The organism is Mariniblastus fucicola, assembly GCF_008087665.1.
Taxonomy (GTDB): domain Bacteria; phylum Planctomycetota; class Planctomycetia; order Pirellulales; family Pirellulaceae; genus Mariniblastus; species Mariniblastus fucicola.
Genome location: NZ_CP042912.1, coordinates 5,664,250 through 5,685,878, shown reverse-complemented (window position 1 = coordinate 5,685,878; position 21,629 = coordinate 5,664,250). Strand labels below are relative to the sequence as shown.

The window sequence follows — 21,629 nt, the reverse complement described above, 5'->3', positions numbered from 1 at the left end:
TGGGGCAAACATATTGCCCATTGATTGGCCTTGAATGAAAATAGGTTCATGACAATGCCAACCCCGAATTCTGAGAGCGAAGATTCTTCGTGTCGCCTTGCGAGCTTTGATGAAGCTTTGGGTTTGCCGCCGGCGCCGTCCGAGTTGATTGAGCAGGCTGCCAGAGCCGTCCGGCAGGAGTATCGCGACTGCTCCAAATGGAAACGAATGACTTGTGAGAAAGTCAGCGTCGTTGTTGAAAGCGAGCGCGGGATTATTCACGTGGTGCATGTCGATGGAGCGGTCGATTTTGACTGGACGTGGGAAGGCGCGACAGCCTTTCGTCCCAAATCGGAAGCCGGACTGGTGAACGTCGTAGATTATTCGGATCCAGAGCTGATCCACGAAACGGCACTCTGGTCGGGGGAAATTCTGGAAGTCGATGAGCAAAACGGTTGCCTCTTTATCAGTCTGGACAATCCGGAAGTGACACCGGTCCCTGGAGAGTTCTCAGTTCGACCCTTCGAATTTTTGGCAACGCTGAACACGATCTACAACGACGAAGTCTTTGCGGAAGTCCGCAACGAAGAACTGGATCGCCGATTGAACGCATCATGTGGTGGAATCCATCCAGTTGTTCGACGGCAATCGAAATTCAGTCTGCCTGAGTTGGAGAACTGGTGGCAGTATTCCTGGAGCGTTCTTTGGGGGCCACCGGGAACCGGAAAAACGTATACGACGGGTCGTCAAGTCGCGGCGGCGATCGAAGATCCGGCAGAGAGGATTCTGGTTGTTTCCACCACGAATCAGGCAACCGATGCTGTGGCGATTTCGATCGGCAACGCCATCCGGCAACATGATTCCGCTGCTTCCGCGATTGAAGAAGGGCTGGTTCAGCGAGTTGGCAAAGGGGCTGCGTGGCAAGCCTATCGCAAAGCAAAACTTGCCGACATGCTTCGCGGAACGGAATCGGCGTTGCTCGCCGAAATGGACAAACTTGGAAAGAAGTTGGCGTCTGCGGAATCTACTCAGGACCGTGCGATGATGCGGATGCATCTTCAGCAACTTCGCGATGACTGTTCGGACTGTAGCAAGAAAGCGTTTCTTGATCCTGACGTGAGCGTGGTTGTGGCAACCGCGTTCAAAGCGGTATCCTTGATCAAGGACGAATTTATTGCGGCGATGGTGAACGAATCACGTGCTCCATTTACGACGATCATCATCGACGAAGCCGGATTGATATCGCGATCGGCAGTGGCCGCGCTGTCCCTGCTGGCAAGCGATCGAGTTGTTCTTGTGGGTGACTCGAAACAATTGGCTCCCATCAGTCGGATCGCGCGAGTGTTGCCGTCGCGACAAGCCAAATGGCTTTCGAGTAGCGGCGTGACTCATTTGGAAGATGTCGATACCGATGTTTCCGGCGTGCATTTGCTTTCGCAGCAGTATCGGATGCATCAGGAAATAGGCGATATCGTTTCGAGCTATCAATACGGTGGCCGGTTGACGACTTCGCAATCAGTTCGTGAACGAAAAACAGAAATCCCGGGTTCAATTATCGCGTTTGCTCGCGCCCTTTGGTGCGTGTTGGACGAAGAGGAAGTCGGTATCGACCAGATCCGGGCATCCCGCGGCCCGGCAAACAAAAGTTGGATTCGAGCCGCAACGCCGGCCGTTCTGCAGAAGCTGTTTGAAGAGGATGAATTCAAGAGTTCGCACGGCCTGTTCATCACCCCATTCAAAGCTCAGGCGGACTCAGTTGCAGCACTGTTCGCGAAATGGAAGGCTACCAGTTGGCAGGCATCGACCGTCCATAGCCAACAAGGTGCCGAGTCGGACATTGTCATTTTCGACACCGTGAACGCAGGAAATGTGACTTGGCCAGTCCACGAGTGGCAACGATTGGTAAACGTGGCGCTAAGCCGTGCGCGTGAGGCAGTGATCGTGTTGGCGAGTCGCAGCGAAATGGATGAGCCACATCTTCGCACGCTGAAACATTTGCTCAAACCTGCGATTCTGAAACGCAGCGAGTCAGGTTTCGCTTGGCAGGACATACAGGATTTAGCCGATACGCTGTCGCAGCCAATGGTTCGCGAAGCGCGATCTGACTACGCCCTCGATCCGTCATCCAAAAAGACGACGCGAACGCATTCAATGCCGAGAATCAAAAAGGAAGGCCGTGATTCTGAGGCAGAGAACTGGACGCCGAAGCACCGCTTGGGCGATCAGTTCGCATCGCGTCGTACGATGCACCCAGTTTTGTCGCGCGAACAACAGCGATTGAGCGGGTTGGATCTCGATGGAAAGCCGCGTTTGGTTCGTGGAGTCGCTGGTAGTGGTAAATCGGTCGTAATGGCGAACTGGGTGGCTCGAATCTCAGAAGGAATCGGCAATGCGCTGGATGAAGGATATCGAATCTGGACCGTCTATTCCAACCGCTCGCTGCACAAACTTTTACAGGATTCGATTCTTGCCGCTTGGGAAGAACGTCAACAAGGTGGACTGTTTGCGGCGAAGCCATTCCCATGGCGAAATGTCAGTTTGATGCACGTCAAGGATGTGTTGGAGTCAATTCTGCCGGAGGTTGGATTGTCGGCGCATGATTTTGGATTCGAGTATGACCTGGCGGCCGAAACGTTTCTGCAACGCAATGGAGGTCAGGGAATTGAAGAACGATGCAATGCTCTTTTCATTGACGAAGCACAGGACATGGGGCCGTCAATGTTGCGGCTGTTGCTGTCCTTGGTGCAGCAAACCAGTGTCGCCGATCCGAATAGTCGCAGCGCGAACATTTTCTACGACAACGCCCAGAATATTTATGGGGCAGGGACGCCAAAGTGGTCCGATTACGGAATCGACATGCGAGGTCGTTCGACGATCATGCGGGAAAGTTTTCGTTCCACCAAACCGATCATTGAGTTCGCGGTTAATGTGTTGGATCACCTGAGCGAAACCGAGGAGCATCATGAACTGGTCGATCTGGGTTTGCTGAAAGAAGTAATCCGCGGCGGAAATTCGTGGTTGCAAGTCGGTTTCAATCAAGTCAGTGGACCACGGCCTCATTTTCAGGCGTGCCCTGATATTGACAGTCAGTTGAAAGTTCTCGGAGACCACCTTGTCCATCTATTAACTGCCGAAGCCGTGTCGCCGAACGATATTTGTATTCTCTACAATGGCAAACACGTCGTTGAAGCTGTCATGAATGCTCTAACGCCGCGACTGGCCGCATTCGATGTTGAGCTTTCACACCAGGTTGGGCAGTCCTTTCAGCGTCGCTCCAACACCGTCCTGATCACCACCCCGAATTCATTCAAGGGTTACGAAGCCGAAGTGGTTTTGATTCCTTGTGCCGATCAGTTCGTCGGGGCCGGATACCGGGTGCTTGCCAAAAGTCTCTACGTTGCGATGACTCGTGCGAGATCCATTTTGGCGATTTACTCGATGGACCCGAACTCACGAAGTTCGGGTAAGCCAACGTTTTCGTTTGGCCGCACTCACCGGCAAGTTGCTGAAGTTCTTCAGGAGTGCGCAGCATTGGTAGAGCTTTGATCTGAACTAAGCCGACGGATACAGGCTCGTTGAAAGGTAGCGCTCTCCAAGGTCGGGCAGAATCACAACGATCGTCTTGCCTTCGTTCTCTGGGCGCTTGGCGATTTCGATCGCGGCGTGGGCAGCGGCGCCGCAGCTGATGCCGCAGAACAGACCTTCTTTGGTGGAAAGATTTCGAGCCATCTGAACTGCGTCGTCGTCTTTGACCTGGAAAACTTCATCGATGATGTCCACGTTCAAAATTCCGGGAATGAAGCCAGCGCCAATTCCCTGGATTGTGTGCTTGCCAGGCATCAGCGGATCGCCCGATATGCGCTGCGAGATCACCGGGCTGGTGATCGGTTCGACGGCGATCGATTTCAGATTCGGATTCTTTTCCTTGAGGACTTCGCTGCAGCCCGTGATCGTTCCGCCGGTTCCGACGCCGGCAACAAAAAGATCAATTTCGCCGCCGCAGTCCTCCCAGATTTCGAGAGCCGTGGTTTGGCGATGGATTTCGGGGTTAGCCGGATTGTTAAACTGTTGCGGCATGAAATAGCCGTCCTGCTCCGAAAGCTCAGTCGCCTTGCGAATCGCTCCAGGCATGCCTTCGGCGCCGGGTGTGAGAATGACTTCGGCGCCAAGCGCCGACAGCAATCGACGACGCTCGACCGACATGCTATCCGGCATCGTGACTTGCAGTTTATAGCCCCGCGCGGCGCAGACGTAAGCCAGCGCGATCCCCGTGTTGCCGCTGGTGGGTTCGATGATGATCGTGTCTTCCTTGATCAACCCGTCGCGTTCCGCTGCGTCGATCATCGCGCGGCCGATACGGTCCTTCACGCTCCACAGCGGGTTCATGTTTTCAACTTTGGCAATCACGTTCGCCACACATCCTTCGGTGACTCGTCGCAATCGAACCAAGGGAGTTTTGCCGATGCAGTCAGTGATTTCGTCGTAGATTTTGGCCATGGTACTTGTGTTTGATCAAGGAAAAGTCTGTTGAAAATATATCAGATTGATATGAATCGTGTCCCGGTCCCTGCTGACACAATTGGGGCTGGCGGTTGGACCTAGAATTCCCAATCGAACTCGATCGATTCAACCGTCACGGGTTCGCCAGTGATTGGCTGTTTCGTGAAAATCGAGAACATCTTGTCCGAGTAAAGCAAGTGCCAGCCTTCGAGCGAATCAAGCTGCTCACGCACGGCCTTAAAGTTTGGCACCAGAACCGCATCAGTTTTGTCTGATTCGAGCGACTTCTGCCAACCGTCTTTCGCGTCATAAAAATCGAAAGAAGCCTCAATGGAGCCAGGTGGATAGGCGACCTCATAGCGACTGTCGATGCTGACTTTGACATTCGGATACAGATTCCATGACACGAAGGCTCCCATGCTGAACGGCGTCATCAAGTTGCCTTCAAACTCGATCTCTTTCAGGAAGTCGACAGCTCCGACAGGGTACAGCATACCCGAGGGCTCTTCCTCTTCGGTGAAAGCTGGAACCTGCATCTCCCAGAACCTTGCGTTCCAGGCATTGGCCATGCAGTAGATACCGGCAGCGAGCGCGAAGATACCAAGTGGCATTGCCAGACGTTTTGCGTTTCGCGCCAGCTCGCTTCCCATCGAGTTTCGCATCAGTCCAGGTGGGACAACGCACGCCCACGTCACCGCGTAGATCGAAAGATGACGCACGTGCTTGAAAGCCAGGTACGCCGTCAGTAAGACGACGAAAACTTCGAAGGGACGTTCACGCCATGAGTCTTTGAATCCGACCAGGGCCAGCAGCAACGACACGCCAATCAACGTCAAGAATCCTGGATCGTTGATCGTTGCGAGCAATGGTTTCCACTCGTTGATCAACGGACGGTCCAGCGTCGTGCCGTACCACAGATAGAACGGGTAGTTGGTTCCGTAAGGATTCACCAGCAGCAACAGCATCGAAGCGATGGCAACCGCAATCAGGAAATGATTTGAGCGATCGTTCTTCAATGTCGCTGTATCTGGCTTGCGGAGAAAAGGCTCAACGTAGCGGAACAGAACGTAAAAACAAAAGATCCCCAGCCCTGCTACGATTCCGGCATGAACGTTTGCCCACACGACGACCAGAATCAGCCAAGGGATGATCCACCATTTTTTGCCCTGGCGATCGAGGGCTAAAAGGCAGAACTGAATCGCCAGAAATAACATCGTAAAAAGTTGTGCACGAATCGTTGTGTAGCCGATTTGCCCTCCGATAATTGTCGCCAACGCGAAACCGGGAACGATCAACGGCCAGGTCGCACCGCGCAGTTTGGCTGACAGACAACAGAAACCACAGATCAACGCGACCAGCAAATACTTCAGTCCCATCAAACCTGGCGATTTAAATCCAAGTTGTTCAATCACGGCGTAAGCAATCGCGCCAGTTCCCCACTCGTGATGCACGACCCGATCGACGGTTGGCGTGTAAGCGAAAGCATCGGTTTGCGGAAACTTGCCTTCTTCCGCAAACTGTCTGGCCAGGCACATTTCGTGGAACAGGTCGATGTCGACAGCATTGCGCCGCGACGCGATCAGAAACGAAAGCGAAATCAGAAAGAACGCCATCGCGACCAGCACCCACGTGCCGGTCGGCGAAGATGGACTCGGGTTTGGATCCTGCGGCGGGGTTGGCATGTTGATGAGCGAATTTGCGGCATGTGGGCGAAATGGAAAGCTATCAAAAACGGCGGCCGCAAAGAACGCCAGTTTTGGGAAACGCCGTGCCCTGCGACCGGCTCGGGTTTGCAGGTGAAGCATCGGGCTTGTACTGGCCGATAAACTTCGGGAAAAGGAGTTCCAGAATTCAGGGCTTCCCAGAATCAGTTCGGAGAATAGGCGACCGTGGAAAATACGCTGCATCACCAGCTCAAAGAGATCTACCGGGAGGACGGCTCGGATATCGAAGTCAAACTCGGCCGGTACCGAATTGATGTCGTCAATGGAAAAAGGCTCGTCGAGATTCAGCGCAGCGGATTGTCATCCATTCGTCGAAAGATTCTCAACTTGTGCGAACAGGGCTATCTGGTCGACGTTGTCAAACCGGTCGTTGCTCGGAAGAAACTGGTCAAACTGACTCGAAAAAATGGCCGCGTCAGCGATGCTCGCTGGAGCCCAAAAAAGAACTCGATTCTTGGATTCTTTGACGAACTGATTTACTTCACCGAAGTCTTTCCGCATCCCAATTTGAAAATGATCGTGCCGATGATCACCGTCGAGGAGATTCGCTTTCCGGGACACGGCAGAAAGCGGCGGCGAAGGAAAGGCAACTTCCAGGTGAAAGATCGCAAGATCCTTGAGGTGTTGGACTCACACGAGTTCACTACCGTTGGCGATTTGCAAAAACTGGTGCCAGGCCTGCCCAAAGAATGGGACACCGGCGAACTGGCCAAGGCGATGTCGGTCCCGCGTTGGGAGGCTCAGAAAATTGCGTACGTGTTGCGAAAGACCGGTACGGCGAAAGAAGTTGGCAAACGCGGGAACGCGATCGTATGCCGATTCGCGAGCGCGAAAGAAGCTCGTGATGAGCTCAGTGCGAAGAAGACAAAACGCAAATCGATCAAGCACATTCGGACTGTAGTCGAGGCGCACAAACAACGCCTGCGGAAGTCCTCAGGCGTTTCCAATAACTCTCAAAAGACAGCTTGAGAATTAGCGTTTGAATTGGCTGCGATCGGTGATCTTCACCGTGATCGTTTGAAAGTTTCCACGGCGGAAAACTCGCAATGGAACTTCTTCGCCAATCGTGCTCAGGCTCACACGAGTCACCAGGTGAGAATCGTTGTGGATTCGGCGGTTGTTGTATTCCAGAACCACGTCGCCAACTTGCAGGTTGGAAACCGCGGCAGGTGAGTTGGGGGTGATGCTGGTGATCAAAGCGCCGTAGCTGCGATCAAGACCAAGTTGCTTGGCCCGTTCGGCACCGTAGCGTGCATCGAGAGAAACGCCCAGAAAGCCACGTTTGACTTCACCGAAATCGATCAAGTCACTGACGATTCGCATTACCATATTGATCGGAATCGAAAAACCAATTCCATCGTTGCCGCCGCTGTTGCTTGCGATTGCAGTGTTGATCCCAACGACTTCGCCGCGAATGTTCATCAACGGTCCGCCGCTGTTGCCAGGGTTAATAGCCGCGTCGGTTTGCATAAAGTCCTGATACTTCACGCCTTGCGGGCCAAGCTCCAGGTCGTGCCGATGAAGAGCACTGACGATTCCGTAACTGACAGAATGACTCAGACCAAAGGGGCTGCCGACGGCAACCACAAAGTCACCAATTTCGGTCTGCCGACTGTCACCAAGCTTGGCCGGCGTGAGACCGCGTTTGTCGACTTCGAGGACCGACAGGTCGGTTGCCCGGTCGTGCATTGCTCGCGTCGGATAGTAAACGATGCCGTCCGATTCGATTCGAATGTCGCTAATGCCAGAGGACTCAATGACGTGATAGTTTGTAATCACATACGTGCGACCGCGGTACTGAATGACGACTCCAGCGCCGGCTTCTTCGATTACAACAACGCGTTGATCTGAGCCGGAACTTTTGCCGGACGAATTCGCAGACTGTCGTTTTTTGGCTTCAATATGAGCGACCGTTGGCTGGACCGTACGAACGATTCGCTTAACGTGTCGGTAATGTTTCTCCAGAGAGGCCGCTTGCGATTCGAGGTCCTTGTACATCGACTCTCGCGATGGCACAGGTTCTGTTCTTGAAGTCAGCGTGGCTTGTGTTGGCGTTTGCGCGTCGGCCATGTTGAAGCCGGCAAAAGTCGAACCCATCGCTGCCGCGAGGCAAAGGAGAAACTTTGGAACGATGGTTTGCTTTCGATTCAAGAGATCAACATTCTGTGAATGGATTGCGATTTGTGGGTCACGCATATTAAAGTTCGCAGGGTCGAGAATAGCGAATGGATCGGCAATTTTCGAGCATTAAGGAATGAAATCGTAGTATTTGTTTTTGGCAGCGTAGGGTTGTGCCAATCAGGAAACGCTCGCGTCTGGGCCTGAAAAGGAACCATCTGTTCCGAGAATTGCGGACCAATCAGTGTCTGATCCGCTCTCGATATCGTGCTCTTCAGCAAGTCGCTTGCAGCCAATGCAAAAGCTCGCGTGAAGAATTGCCCGCAGCCGATTCAGTGGGATGTTCTTGCGACATCCCTCGCAAATTCCGTAGGTTTGGTCGCTGATACGGCAAAGTGCATTGTCGATGTTCGCAATCTCGCGAAATTCGACGTCGGCCAGTTGAGCCGAAATTTCTCCCGCCACATTGTCTGTTGCATGGTCAGCTGAATCGCCGGGCTCGGAACTAATGTGGAGCGAATTCAGCAGGCTCTCATCACCCGAAACGTCGTCGAGCAGTTCGGCGCGACGCTGGATGAGCTGACGCCTGACGGTTTCGATGAACTCTTTTCTTTTCACGCCTAAACTCCCAAACGGGCAGGTTATTGGACAGGCCCCATGAGGACTCCGGAAACCATAGTACGCAGCTAAATGGAGAATCGTTTTTTATTAAAAATCCGGAACAGGCAAACTTTACAAAGAGTTTTGTCAAAACGTTTCAGGAATCCGGGCATCGATTTGATTTTCGTCGAACCGCGGGGACAGGACTGCGTAGCCGCGAAATCGATAGCAGTTTCGTCGAGCGAGTGAGATGGGCATGTGGATGAGACAACACGTCGGGGCGAACATGTGGGCGGGTGAGAAGACTGCTGTGTGAAAAGTCCAACGTCTCAGATCGGGCGATTTCACAAGAAGAACTTTTGCCCGATGCCAATTCTTTAGCTCGCGACAGATTCTGCATGCCATGCGAGAAAAAATGGCCGCTGCAGCGCCAGTTAGTACCGGTTGTTCCGGTTGTGTCGCCGAATCCAACCCATCCTGTGCAAATGTGTAACAAAAGTTTGCACCGGTGATTATCAAAAGCTACATCAACGTGCTTGGCCCGAAAAAGCCAGACGCAATGACAAGGTTAACAATGGCGTTACTACTATGAACGATTCAAAACTCAAAGTTGTTCTGCATCGATTGGGCGATCCATCACCGATTACGATCCGTGATGACAAGTGCCTGATTCGAACAGTCTACAACGACCAAAAGATCGATTGCTGCGCGATCTACAACGGTCCCAACGGCACAGCTCTTCGAAGCTGCGTGGACAGCATCCTCGTCAACGGCGAGCCAACCGCAGCGAAATGGCTAAACGCCGGAGATCAAATTGAGCTCCCGTGTGCATCGCGCATCGAGGTCAAAGAGGCGAATCTTCTCAGACCCGTTATGCCAATTCGCTCGCGATCGGCTGCGGAGATCGACCAGCAACTTGCCGCACTGGGCCGAGAGCCTGACAGCCAGGTTTCACAAAACACCGAGGCTACCGCGGCAGAAGCGATTCCCGTTTCGGCTGATGAAAGTTTGCCTGGTCCAATCTCCACTGGCATCAGCGACAACGACATCAGCAAGACCAGCGCGATGGTTCAACCTGAGATTGCTCAAACAGAAACCGCGACGCCAGTACCGACGTTGCCGAGCCAGCCTGCTTCAGTTCTGGCACCGCCCGTATCCACGCCGGGGCCGCAGTCGGAATCGGAGGAAGTTCCAGTCGCAGCTAGCTCAGCCGTTGAAGACAATTCTCAAACTAGCGAACTCGAATCCATCTTCGCACGGCTTGGCGTGACAAGTGTCGGAAGCATCGCTTGTCCTAATGTTGAATCCAACTCGGACTCGATTGAGATGACTCCGGTTGAAACTGTCCCGACGCAGCCAGTCCAAATCAGCGAACCACTGGTCGAATCGAATACCGTGGAAAACGTTCCAGTGAGCACTGCTGCGGAGCCAGACCCGGTCCTGGAATCGCACGCCAGCGTGATGGATGAGGCCGCGAACCTGCGAAAAGAACTTGAGTCCATCTTCGCGACAACGCCGTCGACCGACTCAGCGGAGCCAGCAACTGCGGCGGTACCAGTGGTACCAACGGAGCCAGTGCAAACGCCTGCCAACATGGAAACGGCAACGCCACCAATCTCTGCTTCGGCTGAAGCTGCTGCCAACGTTTCACCCGCTGCTGAGAACTCGTCCGCGGTAGAAGTTGCTCCAGCCATCCTCGCGGCTGTCGAAACTCCGCAAGAGGTCGTGGAAGATTCTGCAGCATCGATTGCTCCCACGGCTCCAACAGAATCTCCGGTCACAAGTGCTGCGGATCCACTTTCGGACTTGCCGGACGATTTGCGAAATCAGTTGAACGACCTTGTATCGTCGCTGGAAAACGAAAGCCCGGCACCCACTGCGCTCACATCGGGCCTGGTCACGCCCGAAACTGTCGCGACGCAGATTGAACCTGTTGCAGCAGTACCAGCTGTCGTGCCACAGATTGAACCAGTTGAACCGCCGGATACCGTCGCTCCAGTCGGGCGAAAGGAAACCGACTCGATCTCGAACATGTTCGAAGATGCGATGCGAGCGATTCAGGGTAAGCCTGAGGCGTCCGCCGCTTCGGAAATTCAAGCTGCCGTTCCCGTTGAGCCAGCCGATCCTGTCGAGCTTGCCGCGCCGGTTGCTGCCGAGACCGTCGCTGCTCCGGCTGCTGAAAAAGATGACGCGCCAAAGTCACAAAGCGTTGCCGACATTCTTGGGTCGATGGGCATGGCCGTTCCCGGTTCTGAAGAAGCGGAGACAACGCACGCCGTTCCGGTTTTCGCGCCGAAACCAGAACCGACTCCAGCAGCACCGCAAAACGTTCCTGCGACCCCAGTGTTCGCAAACATGCAAAATGCTGCGGCGGGAAAGAGCCAAACTGCTGTCGAACCGACGGCGGCGACGACTGGTGGCAATGCAGAAGATGATATTCAGGCATACATGAACCGTCTGTTGAATCGAGCCAAACCCGAACCTGAGCCAGCAATCCAGACGGGAACTGAGACAGAAGCAACTCCCGAACCGGTTGTCGAAGCACCGGTTGTTCCAGGCGTACTTTCCGCTGAAGAGTTCGTGCCAACGCACAAGGCTTCGCGTCCAGAGAACTACGACACGCTTCGGGAAATCGCTAACTCGAGTAGCCGATCGGCCATTCGCCAAAGCACTCGTAAAGCTCAAAAAGAGAGCATTCTGATCAAAGTGATCGCTTGTCTGGTTTCCCTGATCTTTGCCGGAATCGCATTTACGTTTGGCTTGATGATTCCTGCCGGAGTATTCCTGTTCGTGGCCGTGATGTGCATCATTCTGTGCTTCCTGCGAAAAGACGCATTGCCGAAAACCGTCGCCAAAACAATTCCGGTTGCTGAAACTCCTCAGGTAAACGCCTGACCAAAATATTTTCGATTACCTTGTCGAAGCCCGGTCTTCATTTGCAAGAATGTTGGCCGGGCTTTTTTGCGCTTGGTGCGAGGTTGGCTGGCAACACGAATCGAAACAGAATCGATTCAGTCATCCTGTTCGCTGGCCATCTCTGCATAGCGATCCCGCAACCAGTCGCGACACTGATCGAAGAACACGTGGAAGTCATCCCGCTCGTAATCCGGATACGTCCAACGACTGCTTTGCCAGCGAAGGTCCTGATAAAACAAAGTCACCTCTGCAAAAATGCCTTTGCGAAGGTAGATCCGATGGTCGCGATCCTTGGTCGTCGCGAGGACCAGTTTGGCTTCGGTGATATAGCCCGGATCGAGATTGATCGGACGTGGCTCATCCCAGAAACGAAGCGATTTGAATTCCTCTTCCCATTGATTCGAATCCAGTTTTGATTCGACCACTTCGTCTTGAGGAATCAAGTCCGTGAACGCGAGCAGTTGCTTTTTCAGCCCCTCGCCCATTGTTTTCTGGTAATAGCCGGTTTCCGAAAAATCGAAGGGAGGGCTGGCGATTTCCAGCGGGCCCCAGTGTTGGACTGCTTTTTCGATCGTCCAATCAAACGCTTCGTCGTGGCGACTGGAAACCGCCATCACGCGAAGCACGGGGCGAAATTCGCGGATTTCGCCCATCGATCAATACGCTTTCGCAAATATCGCGCGCTTGTTCGTGTCCGCGCCGGTGAAGATACATTTGCCTGGCGTATCGTTGTCCGCCAGCGGAATGCATCTCGGCGTGACCTTGAGCGGCTTGAGAATCTCTTCCATCTCCGGCACGTCGGTGAAGTGGCAAAGCGCGAACCCGGAGGGCTTGTCGCCTTCGAAATACTTCTTGAAATCGTCCAGGTTGTCGAACTCTTTCGTGTTGTCCTTTTGCATTTGCAACGCTCGCTCAAACAGCCCATCCTGCATCTGTTGCAAAACATCGGGCAGCGTTTCCAGCAGTTCCGAACGCGACACGCCGCTGGCTTTCGGCTGATCGCGGCGAGCCATGAACACGCCATCGTTTTCGATGTCGCGAGGGCCGACTTCCAGGCGAATCGGAACGCCTTTTTTTACGTGATCCCACTTTTTGCCTCGAACATCGCGTTTGTCGATCCAGCATTCAATTGGCCGTCCCGCATACTGTAACTCGCGGATCTCGCTGCGGAGGGACTCGCAGTAGTCCAGCACTTTCTGCTCTGTGTCGTCTCCCTTGAGGACCGGAATGATCACGACGTGCTTGGGCGCAAGTTTCGGCGGCAGGACCAGGCCATCGTCATCGCTGTGAGTCATGATAAGTGCTCCGACCAGACGTGTGGAAACACCCCACGACGTCGTCCACGCGTGCGACTCGCCGCCTTCGGAATCCTGGAACGAAATCTCTTGAGCCTTGGCAAAGTTCTGACCAAGAAAGTGTGACGTGCCGGCCTGCAACGCTTTGCGATCCTGCATCATGGCTTCGATGGACAGCGTCATCTCGGCGCCGGGGAATCGTTCGCCTTCTGTTTTTTCGCCCTTGATAACCGGCATCGCCATAAAGTTTTCAGCAAAATCCGCGTACACGTCCAGCATCAAACGTGTTTCTTCAAGAGCCTCTTCCTTTGTGGCATGCGCGGTGTGGCCTTCCTGCCAAAGAAACTCAGCGGTGCGGAGAAACAGTCGTGTTCGCAATTCCCAGCGAACGACGTTGGCCCACTGGTTGATCTTCAGCGGCAGATCACGATAGGACTGAACCCACTTGGCGAACATCGAACCGATGATCATCTCACTGGTCGGCCGCACGATCAGCGGTTCTTCCAGTTTGCCGGCCGGAACCAGCCCACCGTCGGGTCCCGGTTCAAGTCGATGGTGCGTGACGACGGCACATTCTTTGGCGAAACCTTCGACGTGTTCGGCTTCCTTTTCGAGAAAGCTTTTGGGAATGAACAGTGGGAAGTAGGCGTTCTCGTGGCCAGTGTCCTTGAACATTTTGTCCAGGTCACGCTGCATGTTTTCCCAGATGCCGTAGCCCCAGGGCTTGATCACCATGCAGCCGCGGACGGGCGAGTTTTCAGCAAGATCAGCAGCTTTGACGACCTGTTGGTACCATTCCGGGTAATCCTGTTCGCGGGTTGGGGTGATCGCGGTTTTGTTTTTTGCCATGAGCCGAGTTTGGATCTGCGAAAGCTGAGATGTTGAAAAGGGCCAGCATTTTATTCGTTTGCGAAGCTGGCCGGTAGCCGGATTGAAGACAATTCGGTCCCAATAGCAATCCCCGCATTTGCCATTCTCCTGTCGGATAGATGCGACTGGCTGCTATTTGTTCGATAACGACGGTTGCACTCCCGGCTTTCCGGAATCCTCGCAGCGTGTCACTTGTGAGTTAAAATCGCGATGCTTAGAATGCCAGCCCGAACCACGTTTTCTTTCATCTGTGACGCAAAAATGACCCGAAGATTTGTCAACGAACTCGGTGACGGCGAAAACCTTGATCAGGTTTTTCTGGCCAGTGAGAAGCAGCTCAGAACCAACCGCAACGGCAATCTGTACCTGCAATTGCGAGTCAGCGATCGGACCGGATCGCTAACTGCGATGCTGTGGAACGCCCAGCAAAAACACTTTGATTGCTTTGAGAATGGCGACTACGTCACCGTCAAAGGCACGGCTCAGGTGTACAACGGATCGATGCAGGTGCTGGCCCGGGAAATCAAAAAGTCGGACGGGAAAGTAGATGAAGCCGACTTCATTACGCTTTCGACGCAGAAACTGGAGTCGATGGTCGCCCGTTTGGCAGAGATGCTGCGTTCGATCAGCAGCGAACCGCTGCGTAATCTTGCGGAGTGCTTTCTGCTTGACGAAGACTTCATGAGTTCGCTCAAACGTGCTCCGGCCGGCGTCAAGAATCACCACGCCTACCATGGCGGACTGCTCGATCACATGTTGTCGCTGATGGAAGTTTCGCTTTTGGTGGCACCACGGTATCCGGAACTCGATCAGGACCTGCTACTGTTCGGCGCTTTCCTTCACGACCTGGGAAAGACTCGCGAGCTCACTTATTCACCTGACCTCGGATACAGCGATCAGGGGCAGTTGCTTGGCCATATGGTGCAGGGCGTCGTGATGTTGGATGAGAAAATTGCGGAAGTTGAAAAGCAGACCGACACTGAGTTCCCTGGCAAAATAGCGGATCAGCTTCGACACATGATCGTGTCGCATCACGGAACGCTGGAGTTCGGCAGCCCGAAAGTTCCGATGACACTGGAAGCGGTCGCGCTGCATTATCTGGACAGCCTGGACGCAAAGCTGCATTCTTTTCAGCAGCTGATCGAAGACGACGTTAACCCGAACAGTGCATGGACGGTTTACCACCCTTCGATCGGTCGCAAGATCTACAAAGGCAAGTAGGAGATTCCCTGGTCTGGTTTTGCGATGAAGTCGTCGACAAACAGGAATTGAACCGCCATGGCCAATCTCGTCCTTTGCCTGAACCTGCTTTCCACCTGGTACATGGTCGGGCTGATCTGGATGGTGCAATGCGTTCACTATCCGTTGTTCGCCAAAGTTTCCGCGGAGAACTATGTGGCGTATCAGCAGTTGCACGAGCGATACATCACGCCGGTGGTTGGCGTGCCGATGCTAATCGAAATCGTCACCGCGATGCTGCTGTTGAACTTCGTTCCCAAAGGCGTACCTGTCGCGTGGGTTTGGACCGCATTGATTCTGTTGATCGTTGCGTGGCTTTCGACGGCTTTCTTGCAAGTGCCGTGTCACAGCAAGCTAAACATTGCCTTTGACGATGTAGTTCATCGCCGGCTCGTCAATACAAACTGGATTCGAACCGTTAGCTGGACAGCCCGCGGAATTCTTGTCGCGTGGTTCGTGTTTGGCAGTCGCACTTAGTCTTGATTCCTCTGGCTGATCACATCTCTTGAAACAGTCTCGCGAGGAACATGTCGTCATTCGGGCGTCTTGCATCGCTCGACCACGTTTGCACCGGTTTTGCGGCCAAACCCCGGTGGTGGTCTACCAATACTGCGGGTTTTACCGCTGCGTTTAGGTGCGATTTTGAGCGCCTGCGCTTTCGTGATGACCTAGGTTTCATTTGAGCCTTCGTTGCCCTTTTAAAGTCGAGACCTATCATGATTGAAGCTGTATGTTTTAACTGCGGCGCGGAAAAGTCCGCAGCCATCAAGCTTTGCGGTAGCTGCCGCTCTCTGCCAACCTCATACGAAGACCGTGTCGCTTCGGTTTGCCTTTCGAACGAATGCCTGCGTCAGGACAACCTCGAGGTTGCAACTCGCTACATTCAACAGAAAAAACGCAAGCCGGGATTTCACGATAAAGTTCGTCGCAAGGCCGAGCAAATCGTTAACAAGATGCCAGATCAGTTTCAGATTTCGCAATCCTTCGATCTCTCCGAATCGTTCTTCGAAGAGCGTTTCGTGTTGGACGACTAGATCGACCAGAGTCGGCTTGTCCGTCGCGATTCGTTGACTTACAGCGTCACGTCGGGACGGATGGCATTGACGGTCGATTCCGGAATCACGTAGATCCACTTTGACCAGTTGCGATTCAGTTCGGCAATTCGAAGCTTTGCGGATTTGCGTTTCCGGTCCAGTTCTTCCATCGCGCGAAGGTACGCTTTGTTCTCTTCGGAGTCTTCTGCGACGCCTTCGGGTTTGGTCGGGCTTTCGAAGCTGGAATCTTCCAGCTGCGCCACCAGCATGCCATGGAAGTGAAGATCAAGATTCTCCGTGTCGGCACGTTGCGCAATCGAACCGAGCAGCAATCTGACGCGGACGCCGTTAGACGTCACGACTGAAACTTCGCCGTTGGCCCCTTCGAAGTCATCGTCTTTTCCGATACGGAAACCGAATTGCTCCAGTGGCTTGAAAGCCTCCTTGTCCATTTTCTTCGCCGGATCACGCAACAAATTGGCTGCGGCTTTGGGTTTTCCCACAACGTCGATGAAGCGAATGTTGCCCAGGGAAACCAATGTCGAGGCGACTTCCTGTTGCTGCCCCGCAGTCAGTTCCTGCTTGTTGAACTCTCCGTCTTTAAACGTTTCAAAAACGAGTTTTTTCAGCTGTGCATCGCCAATCTGAAACTCCGTTCGATACAACTCCTGACGATCGGCCGTTGCGATTTTGGCTGGATCCAGACGATACTGTTCGACTTCAACTTCGGATAAAGAGACTTCGGAAGATCCCGGTGGCGGCAGCTCCATCAAGTTTGGATCAACCCAGTCTTCAAACCGGGTTCTGAAAATCCCTTTGGGAACTTCCAGCTCGTAGACCGCTGGCTGGCCAGGGACGCGAACGTAGTAGCGCGGCACGCCATCATTGCTGCCGTCGACTCCCTTGCCGATAATCAGGCTGGCGATGTCACCCTTGTTTCGGTCCTGCAAATCAACTCGCAATCCAAGGCTCGAGCGGTTGGGAGAATTTCCGGCTTCGGTCGGATCAACGACTCCGTACTCGACGTGTCCCTGTTCGTCTTCGGTCGCCAAAGAAAGGACCTTTCGACCCAGCAAAGATTTGGCGACTTCGCCGATTCGAGCGATACGTGTCGCCGGAAAGTCGCCCGCGTTTGGAATTACCCAACGCTCACCTTTGCGGCGTAAGCGAAACTGCTCCAGGCGATTCGACTCATCGCTGAACTGTGTAATCGAGATCGAACGGACGTCATTCGTTTCGTAGGTCTCAAACAGATTCTGGTTGACCTTGGCGTCGACCACAATTTCGGCGGGCATTGGATAGTAGTAGATCGCCGTCGCGATCGTTGCCGCGGCCAGCACGCCCATCAATGCAGTTGTTCGGAAAGCACCGTTCATCGGATACCTGAGTAAAAATATTCGTTTGAGTCAGTTCTGAATGGCCGCTGGACCATCCGTACATTTGCTGTGGCTTATTTCAGTCGTCTGGCGTTGGAGATTCCTTCGCGTTCACGCAATCGACGTCGGAAGAACACAATAATGCCAACCACCAGAGGAGGAATCGGAGGCACGACAACCGCACACAGCTTGAAGAACTGTTGGATCTTCTGGATCTTCAGTTCAGCGTCCAGATTGATTCGGCGCTTCTTCTCGTCACGCTCGATGTTCAACTCCTGAGTCCGCGTTTGTAATCGCTGTTGCTGCTCCCGAACTTCGGTATCCAGCAACGCCTTCTTGGCGGCCAGTTTGGCTGAGTCATATGGTTTGCCGTCTCTCTTTTTGGCTTCCATCTTCTGAATCTGTTCCTGCAGCGGCTTGACCTTGTTAGTCAGTTTCTCGCGAACAGCATTCAGTTCGGTCGTGTAGTCGATCTGGATGTCCTGTTCCTCGTTGAAGACTTCCGTTTGTGCGATCTCGTACTGCTCGTCAATCTTGACCAACGTCACATGGCTCACACGACGGTTGCGGATATCCAGAAACGTGTCCTCGCCAGAGAGTGAATCCAAAACGTTGAGCACGAAACTCATGTTCTGTGTCACGTATTCGACGTTATTTCGAATCGGTGAGTTTCGCATTTCAACGAAGTAATCCGAAAGCAAATCCATGTCGGCGACGTAGACCACATTCAAATGGTCTTTGGATCCTTCATCCTTGGTCGTCATTGACTCCCACTGATCGCCTTTGATGTGAGCGGCCAGCACGAAGTTCTCATTGGCAGCCCCACGTGCCTTGTTGAGTTCGTTCTGGTTCGGACGAGCCTGTGTGTGTGTGACCCATTCAAGGAACTGGATTCGCCCCGCCTGTCCGGTCCGCACAAGATCTTCGAAAGTCAACCGCGATGTCGGCTTTTGCTTGATGTCGCCAGTGTATTGAAAGAACAGTTCTTCGATTCCCTTCATCGCCGGGTGCTCGGTGTCAAATCGCGATCCAGCCGATCCTTCTGGCTGACGGATGACGAACATTTCCCCCGCCCGGTTGAGTTCCTGATCCAGTCGATATGGATTTTCTGACGCGGCTTGCCAAACCAGCCACGGAGACGTCAGCGTGTTGTTTCCGATCTTCTGCTGGCGGCGATCGATGTCGAGATCCAGCAAATCCCAGAGATCTTCGATCTTCGCGGTCTGGTTTCCGTTGCGTTGGAATCGACGTGGGAAGAATGTGCCGCCAACTTGCGGGAAGCTTTCCTGAACCGGGAACGGGTCTTCGAAAACCAGAGCAGGCTGTCCGGCCTTGAGCGCCGCCAGAAGATTTTCCATTTCCGACGGAGTCATCTTCGACGGTTGCACTACCAACAGCACGTCGTAGCGTCGTTTCGGTTCGCTGCTTTCGTCACCATCGAGGTACAGCGAAATTTCATTGGAAGCATCAACGACTTCGACATCGCACTGCTTCTCCAGATCCTCAATGATTCTCAGCTTGGGAATTCTCGCCACGCGATCACCGGTTCGAATCGCAGCGCCGGTCACCAAAGCATCTGTCTGCACCACGCCAACGACTTTACGCTGCTCGCGGGAGACCGTTTTGATGGCTCGCATCAGTTCGTATTCCACAGGCATGCCGTACGACATGAAGCGGTTGATGATCCTTCGCTGTCCGCAGGAAACCGCGACGCCCAGAATGACATCTTCTTCGCGCGGAGCACCACGACTTTGCGTGCGAACTTTCTGCGGGCGAATACCAAATCGCTTCTCAGCCAAAATGGCTTCTTCGCTGAACGGTTCAATGCCCTGGTGAACGTTGACGCTGACTCGCGATCCGCCCATCACGTCGAACTCACGAAGCAAATTTACCAGGTCGTATTTTGTTTTCACGTATTCCGTAGGAACGCTGCTACCGACGTAGGCTTCGATTTCGATCGGTTTGCCATCCGAATTTTCTGCCAACTCTTGCAGAACCGAAGTCGTAGATTCCGAAAGCGTGCTGATCTTCTGGTCCGAGATGTCCATCCGCAAACGGTTTAGTGGGCTGTGTTGGACAATCAGAACGGCACCGATCGCAATGGCCACCAGACAAGCGGCTCGGAAAACAAAATGCCAAAACATCGACGTCCCGTCGCGACCGCCAAGCCAATGACGACGCCCGATCAAAATCAGGCTGAGGTAAATTCCGATCACGACGATGCCCAGGAAGTAGCAGATGGACGAAGCACTGATCAGTCCGCGACCAAACGGCTCAAACCGTTGCAGCAGCGACCAGTCAAACAGTCGCTGAATCCACGAGCTGTTCGACAGGATTACGTCGGAGTTTGAAAAGAACGCCAGCGGAGCATTCAATGCGGCCCCAAAAATGAAACCGACGGTCAGGTTGTTCGTCAGGAACGACGCCACCATGCCCAGCGAAATCATTGCGATACCGACAAACCAATAGCCCACGTAGGTCGAAAACAGCAGCAAGTTATCCAGGTCGCCACCGGTCATCGCCAGCAGCACCGCGTAGTTGGAAAGCTGCGAAAACAACAGCGAAACAGTGAAAACCAGAACTGCCGCAAAGTACTTGCCGATCACAATGTCGAAGTCTTTCGCCGGAAGCGTCAGCAGCAACTCGTCCGTCCCCTGACGGCGCTCCTCCGCCCAGATGCTCATCGTGATCGCAGGAATGAAGATCAACATGATGTAGGGCAGGAACTTGTTTAGTTGGTCGAAGTTCGCCAGGTTCGTCGTGAAAAATTCGTGCGGCCAGAACGCGGCAAACGAAGTCAGCAACACAAACAGGCACAGAAACACATAGCCCGTCGGGTTGCTGAAATAGCCCACGAAGTTTCGCTTCATGACCGCAAACGCGGCCTGCCGCCAAATTCCCAGCGGCAACATCAACAGTACCAGCGCGACCAAAAAGCACAGGTCAATCACCAGCATGAAGACGAATTCAACAATCTGAATCGTGTTAATCATCAGCTTCTTCCGTTGTCTCGTCTTCCAGTATTTCGTTTTCGAGCGACTCGACGCTATCTTCGTCGACTTGCTGCGTCTGCCCTCGCTTCGGCACATCGTCGTCGCTGACCAGTTTTGCGCCCGTCACCGGATCGTGCCCGGTCAAATCAGCGAATACGTGATCCAGTCCGTTGCCGTCTGGATCCATTGCGTCGATCGGACCATCGTAGACCTTGCGTCCCTCGTTAATCATCACGACGCGACTGGCCATCGCGGTGACTTCCTGCAAAATGTGCGTCGACAGCAAAATGGTTTTTTCCTGGCCCAGCCGAGTCATCGTTTGGCGTACGCCGCGGATCTGGTTCGGGTCCAGACCAGAGGTTGGCTCGTCCAGAATCAAAACTTCCGGCTCATGGATCAACGCCTGAGCCATCCCGACGCGTTGGCGGTAACCTTTGGAAAGCTTGTTGATCGGTTTGTAGATGACGCTACTGAGAGCACACAGGTCGACGACTTTTTCGATCTGACTTCGCTTCGTTTTCTTGTTCATGCCGCGGGCTTCAGCAAAGAAGTCCAGCAAGCCATAAGGAGTCATCTCTGGATACAGAGGTCCTGTCTCCGGGAGGTAGCCCAGGTTTCGCGACCCGGCCAGGCGATCGTGGCTCATGTCGTGGCCCGCGATTTTGGCGACTCCGGTCGAAGGCGACAGGTAGCCCGTCAGCATTTTCATCGTCGTGCTTTTGCCGGCACCGTTGGGGCCCAGGAAAGCGACGACTTCGCCCTTGTTGACCGTGAAGGAAACATCACGCGTTGCGGCGAAGATGCCGTAGTATTTCGACAGGCCGATTGCTTCGATCATCGGCGTACCGCTTGCGCCGCCCGTGGATGGGGCAGGGTTGCTCTCGGGAGCAACCGCGGTGGAGGTGGATTCGGACATCGATCGCCGGGATGGGATTCAGAACGGGACGTAGAACAGAACGACATTTTGCTTGGAAAGCGGCGAATT

15 protein-coding genes are annotated in these 21,629 nt (G+C 53.7%); 6 read left to right on the top strand and 9 right to left on the bottom strand.

Going from position 1 to position 21,629, the window contains the following annotated elements; all coding sequences use genetic code 11:
* The first annotated feature begins 48 nt into the window (after nt 1-48).
* Entirely contained in the window at nt 49-3,525 is a 3,477-nt protein-coding gene (locus tag MFFC18_RS21295) for an AAA domain-containing protein (RefSeq protein ID WP_075083867.1), read from the top strand.
* A 6-nt stretch (nt 3,526-3,531) separates the two neighbouring features.
* Here MFFC18_RS21295 and cysK read toward each other — a convergent pair whose 3' ends face one another.
* Nucleotides 3,532-4,476, bottom strand: a complete 945-nt coding sequence (gene cysK, locus MFFC18_RS21290; protein WP_075083868.1) for a cysteine synthase A — start codon at nt 4,474-4,476, stop codon at nt 3,532-3,534.
* A gap of 101 nt (nt 4,477-4,577) precedes the next feature.
* Nucleotides 4,578-6,161, bottom strand: a complete 1,584-nt coding sequence (locus tag MFFC18_RS21285; protein ID WP_148619028.1) for a hypothetical protein — start codon at nt 6,159-6,161, stop codon at nt 4,578-4,580.
* Nucleotides 6,162-6,368: 207 nt separating this feature from the next.
* Between MFFC18_RS21285 and MFFC18_RS21280 the strand changes: the two genes are divergently transcribed.
* Nucleotides 6,369-7,172, top strand: a complete 804-nt coding sequence (locus MFFC18_RS21280; protein WP_075083870.1) for a hypothetical protein — start codon at nt 6,369-6,371, stop codon at nt 7,170-7,172.
* A gap of 3 nt (nt 7,173-7,175) precedes the next feature.
* Here the strand turns inward: MFFC18_RS21280 and MFFC18_RS21275 are convergent, their stop codons facing one another.
* Both MFFC18_RS21275 and MFFC18_RS21270 read right to left on the bottom strand, forming a co-directional pair.
* Nucleotides 7,176-8,399: a S1C family serine protease gene (locus MFFC18_RS21275; protein ID WP_075083871.1), complete on the bottom strand. Its 1,224-nt coding sequence runs from the start codon at nt 8,397-8,399 to the stop codon at nt 7,176-7,178.
* 102 nt (nt 8,400-8,501) lie between these two features.
* Nucleotides 8,502-8,939 carry a TraR/DksA family transcriptional regulator gene (locus tag MFFC18_RS21270; protein ID WP_075083872.1) on the bottom strand — a complete coding sequence of 146 codons (438 nt, stop codon included), beginning with the start codon at nt 8,937-8,939 and terminating at the stop codon, nt 8,502-8,504.
* Between the two features lie 570 nt (nt 8,940-9,509).
* On the opposite strand from MFFC18_RS21270, the gene MFFC18_RS21265 reads away from it, so the two are divergent.
* Nucleotides 9,510-11,816, top strand: a complete 2,307-nt coding sequence (locus MFFC18_RS21265) for a ribonuclease E domain-containing protein (protein WP_075083873.1) — start codon at nt 9,510-9,512, stop codon at nt 11,814-11,816.
* Between the two features lie 116 nt (nt 11,817-11,932).
* Here the strand turns inward: MFFC18_RS21265 and MFFC18_RS21260 are convergent, their stop codons facing one another.
* Together MFFC18_RS21260 and proS are read right to left on the bottom strand one after the other, a co-directional pair.
* Nucleotides 11,933-12,490 (bottom strand): DUF4416 family protein, encoded by a 558-nt coding sequence (locus tag MFFC18_RS21260; RefSeq protein ID WP_075083874.1) that lies wholly within the window; start codon nt 12,488-12,490, stop codon nt 11,933-11,935.
* Between the two features lie 3 nt (nt 12,491-12,493).
* The gene (gene proS / locus MFFC18_RS21255) at nt 12,494-13,981 is read right to left on the bottom strand and encodes a proline--tRNA ligase (protein WP_075083875.1); all 1,488 of its coding nucleotides are present in this window, start codon (nt 13,979-13,981) and stop codon (nt 12,494-12,496) included.
* Between the two features lie 282 nt (nt 13,982-14,263).
* On the opposite strand from proS, the gene MFFC18_RS21250 reads away from it, so the two are divergent.
* The 3 genes from MFFC18_RS21250 to MFFC18_RS21240 all read left to right on the top strand — a co-directional run bounded on the left by MFFC18_RS21250 (nt 14,264) and on the right by MFFC18_RS21240 (nt 16,275).
* Nucleotides 14,264-15,223, top strand: a complete 960-nt coding sequence (locus tag MFFC18_RS21250; RefSeq protein ID WP_075083876.1) for a 3'-5' exoribonuclease YhaM family protein — start codon at nt 14,264-14,266, stop codon at nt 15,221-15,223.
* Between the two features lie 57 nt (nt 15,224-15,280).
* Nucleotides 15,281-15,718 (top strand): hypothetical protein, encoded by a 438-nt coding sequence (locus MFFC18_RS21245; protein WP_075083877.1) that lies wholly within the window; start codon nt 15,281-15,283, stop codon nt 15,716-15,718.
* Nucleotides 15,719-15,957: 239 nt separating this feature from the next.
* Nucleotides 15,958-16,275, top strand: a complete 318-nt coding sequence (locus MFFC18_RS21240) for a hypothetical protein (protein WP_075083879.1) — start codon at nt 15,958-15,960, stop codon at nt 16,273-16,275.
* Nucleotides 16,276-16,313: 38 nt separating this feature from the next.
* Here the strand turns inward: MFFC18_RS21240 and MFFC18_RS21235 are convergent, their stop codons facing one another.
* From MFFC18_RS21235 to MFFC18_RS21225, 3 genes are all read right to left on the bottom strand, one after another.
* Nucleotides 16,314-17,651 (bottom strand): DUF4340 domain-containing protein, encoded by a 1,338-nt coding sequence (locus MFFC18_RS21235; protein WP_075083880.1) that lies wholly within the window; start codon nt 17,649-17,651, stop codon nt 16,314-16,316.
* Between the two features lie 74 nt (nt 17,652-17,725).
* Nucleotides 17,726-20,644: a Gldg family protein gene (locus MFFC18_RS21230; RefSeq protein ID WP_162273933.1), complete on the bottom strand. Its 2,919-nt coding sequence runs from the start codon at nt 20,642-20,644 to the stop codon at nt 17,726-17,728.
* Nucleotides 20,637-21,560 (bottom strand): ABC transporter ATP-binding protein, encoded by a 924-nt coding sequence (locus tag MFFC18_RS21225; RefSeq protein ID WP_390176064.1) that lies wholly within the window; start codon nt 21,558-21,560, stop codon nt 20,637-20,639. Before MFFC18_RS21225 ends, MFFC18_RS21230 begins: the two co-directional genes overlap by 8 nt.
* Nucleotides 21,561-21,629 lie beyond the last annotated feature (69 nt).

Excerpts from the sequence above, each read along its gene's own strand:
- MFFC18_RS21295 (WP_075083867.1), top strand. The coding sequence starts at position 49 with ATGACAATGCCAACCCCGAATTCTGAGAGCGAAGATTCTTCGTGTCGC.
- cysK (WP_075083868.1), bottom strand. The coding sequence starts at position 4,476 with ATGGCCAAAATCTACGACGAAATCACTGACTGCATCGGCAAAACTCCC.
- MFFC18_RS21285 (WP_148619028.1), bottom strand. The coding sequence starts at position 6,161 with ATGCCAACCCCGCCGCAGGATCCAAACCCGAGTCCATCTTCGCCGACC.
- MFFC18_RS21275 (WP_075083871.1), bottom strand. The coding sequence starts at position 8,399 with ATGCGTGACCCACAAATCGCAATCCATTCACAGAATGTTGATCTCTTG.
- MFFC18_RS21265 (WP_075083873.1), top strand. The coding sequence starts at position 9,510 with ATGAACGATTCAAAACTCAAAGTTGTTCTGCATCGATTGGGCGATCCA.
- MFFC18_RS21260 (WP_075083874.1), bottom strand. The coding sequence starts at position 12,490 with ATGGGCGAAATCCGCGAATTTCGCCCCGTGCTTCGCGTGATGGCGGTT.
- proS (WP_075083875.1), bottom strand. The coding sequence starts at position 13,981 with ATGGCAAAAAACAAAACCGCGATCACCCCAACCCGCGAACAGGATTAC.
- MFFC18_RS21250 (WP_075083876.1), top strand. The coding sequence starts at position 14,264 with ATGACCCGAAGATTTGTCAACGAACTCGGTGACGGCGAAAACCTTGAT.
- MFFC18_RS21245 (WP_075083877.1), top strand. The coding sequence starts at position 15,281 with ATGGCCAATCTCGTCCTTTGCCTGAACCTGCTTTCCACCTGGTACATG.
- MFFC18_RS21240 (WP_075083879.1), top strand. The coding sequence starts at position 15,958 with ATGATTGAAGCTGTATGTTTTAACTGCGGCGCGGAAAAGTCCGCAGCC.
- MFFC18_RS21235 (WP_075083880.1), bottom strand. The coding sequence starts at position 17,651 with ATGAACGGTGCTTTCCGAACAACTGCATTGATGGGCGTGCTGGCCGCG.
- MFFC18_RS21230 (WP_162273933.1), bottom strand. The coding sequence starts at position 20,644 with ATGATTAACACGATTCAGATTGTTGAATTCGTCTTCATGCTGGTGATT.
- MFFC18_RS21225 (WP_390176064.1), bottom strand. The coding sequence starts at position 21,560 with ATGTCCGAATCCACCTCCACCGCGGTTGCTCCCGAGAGCAACCCTGCC.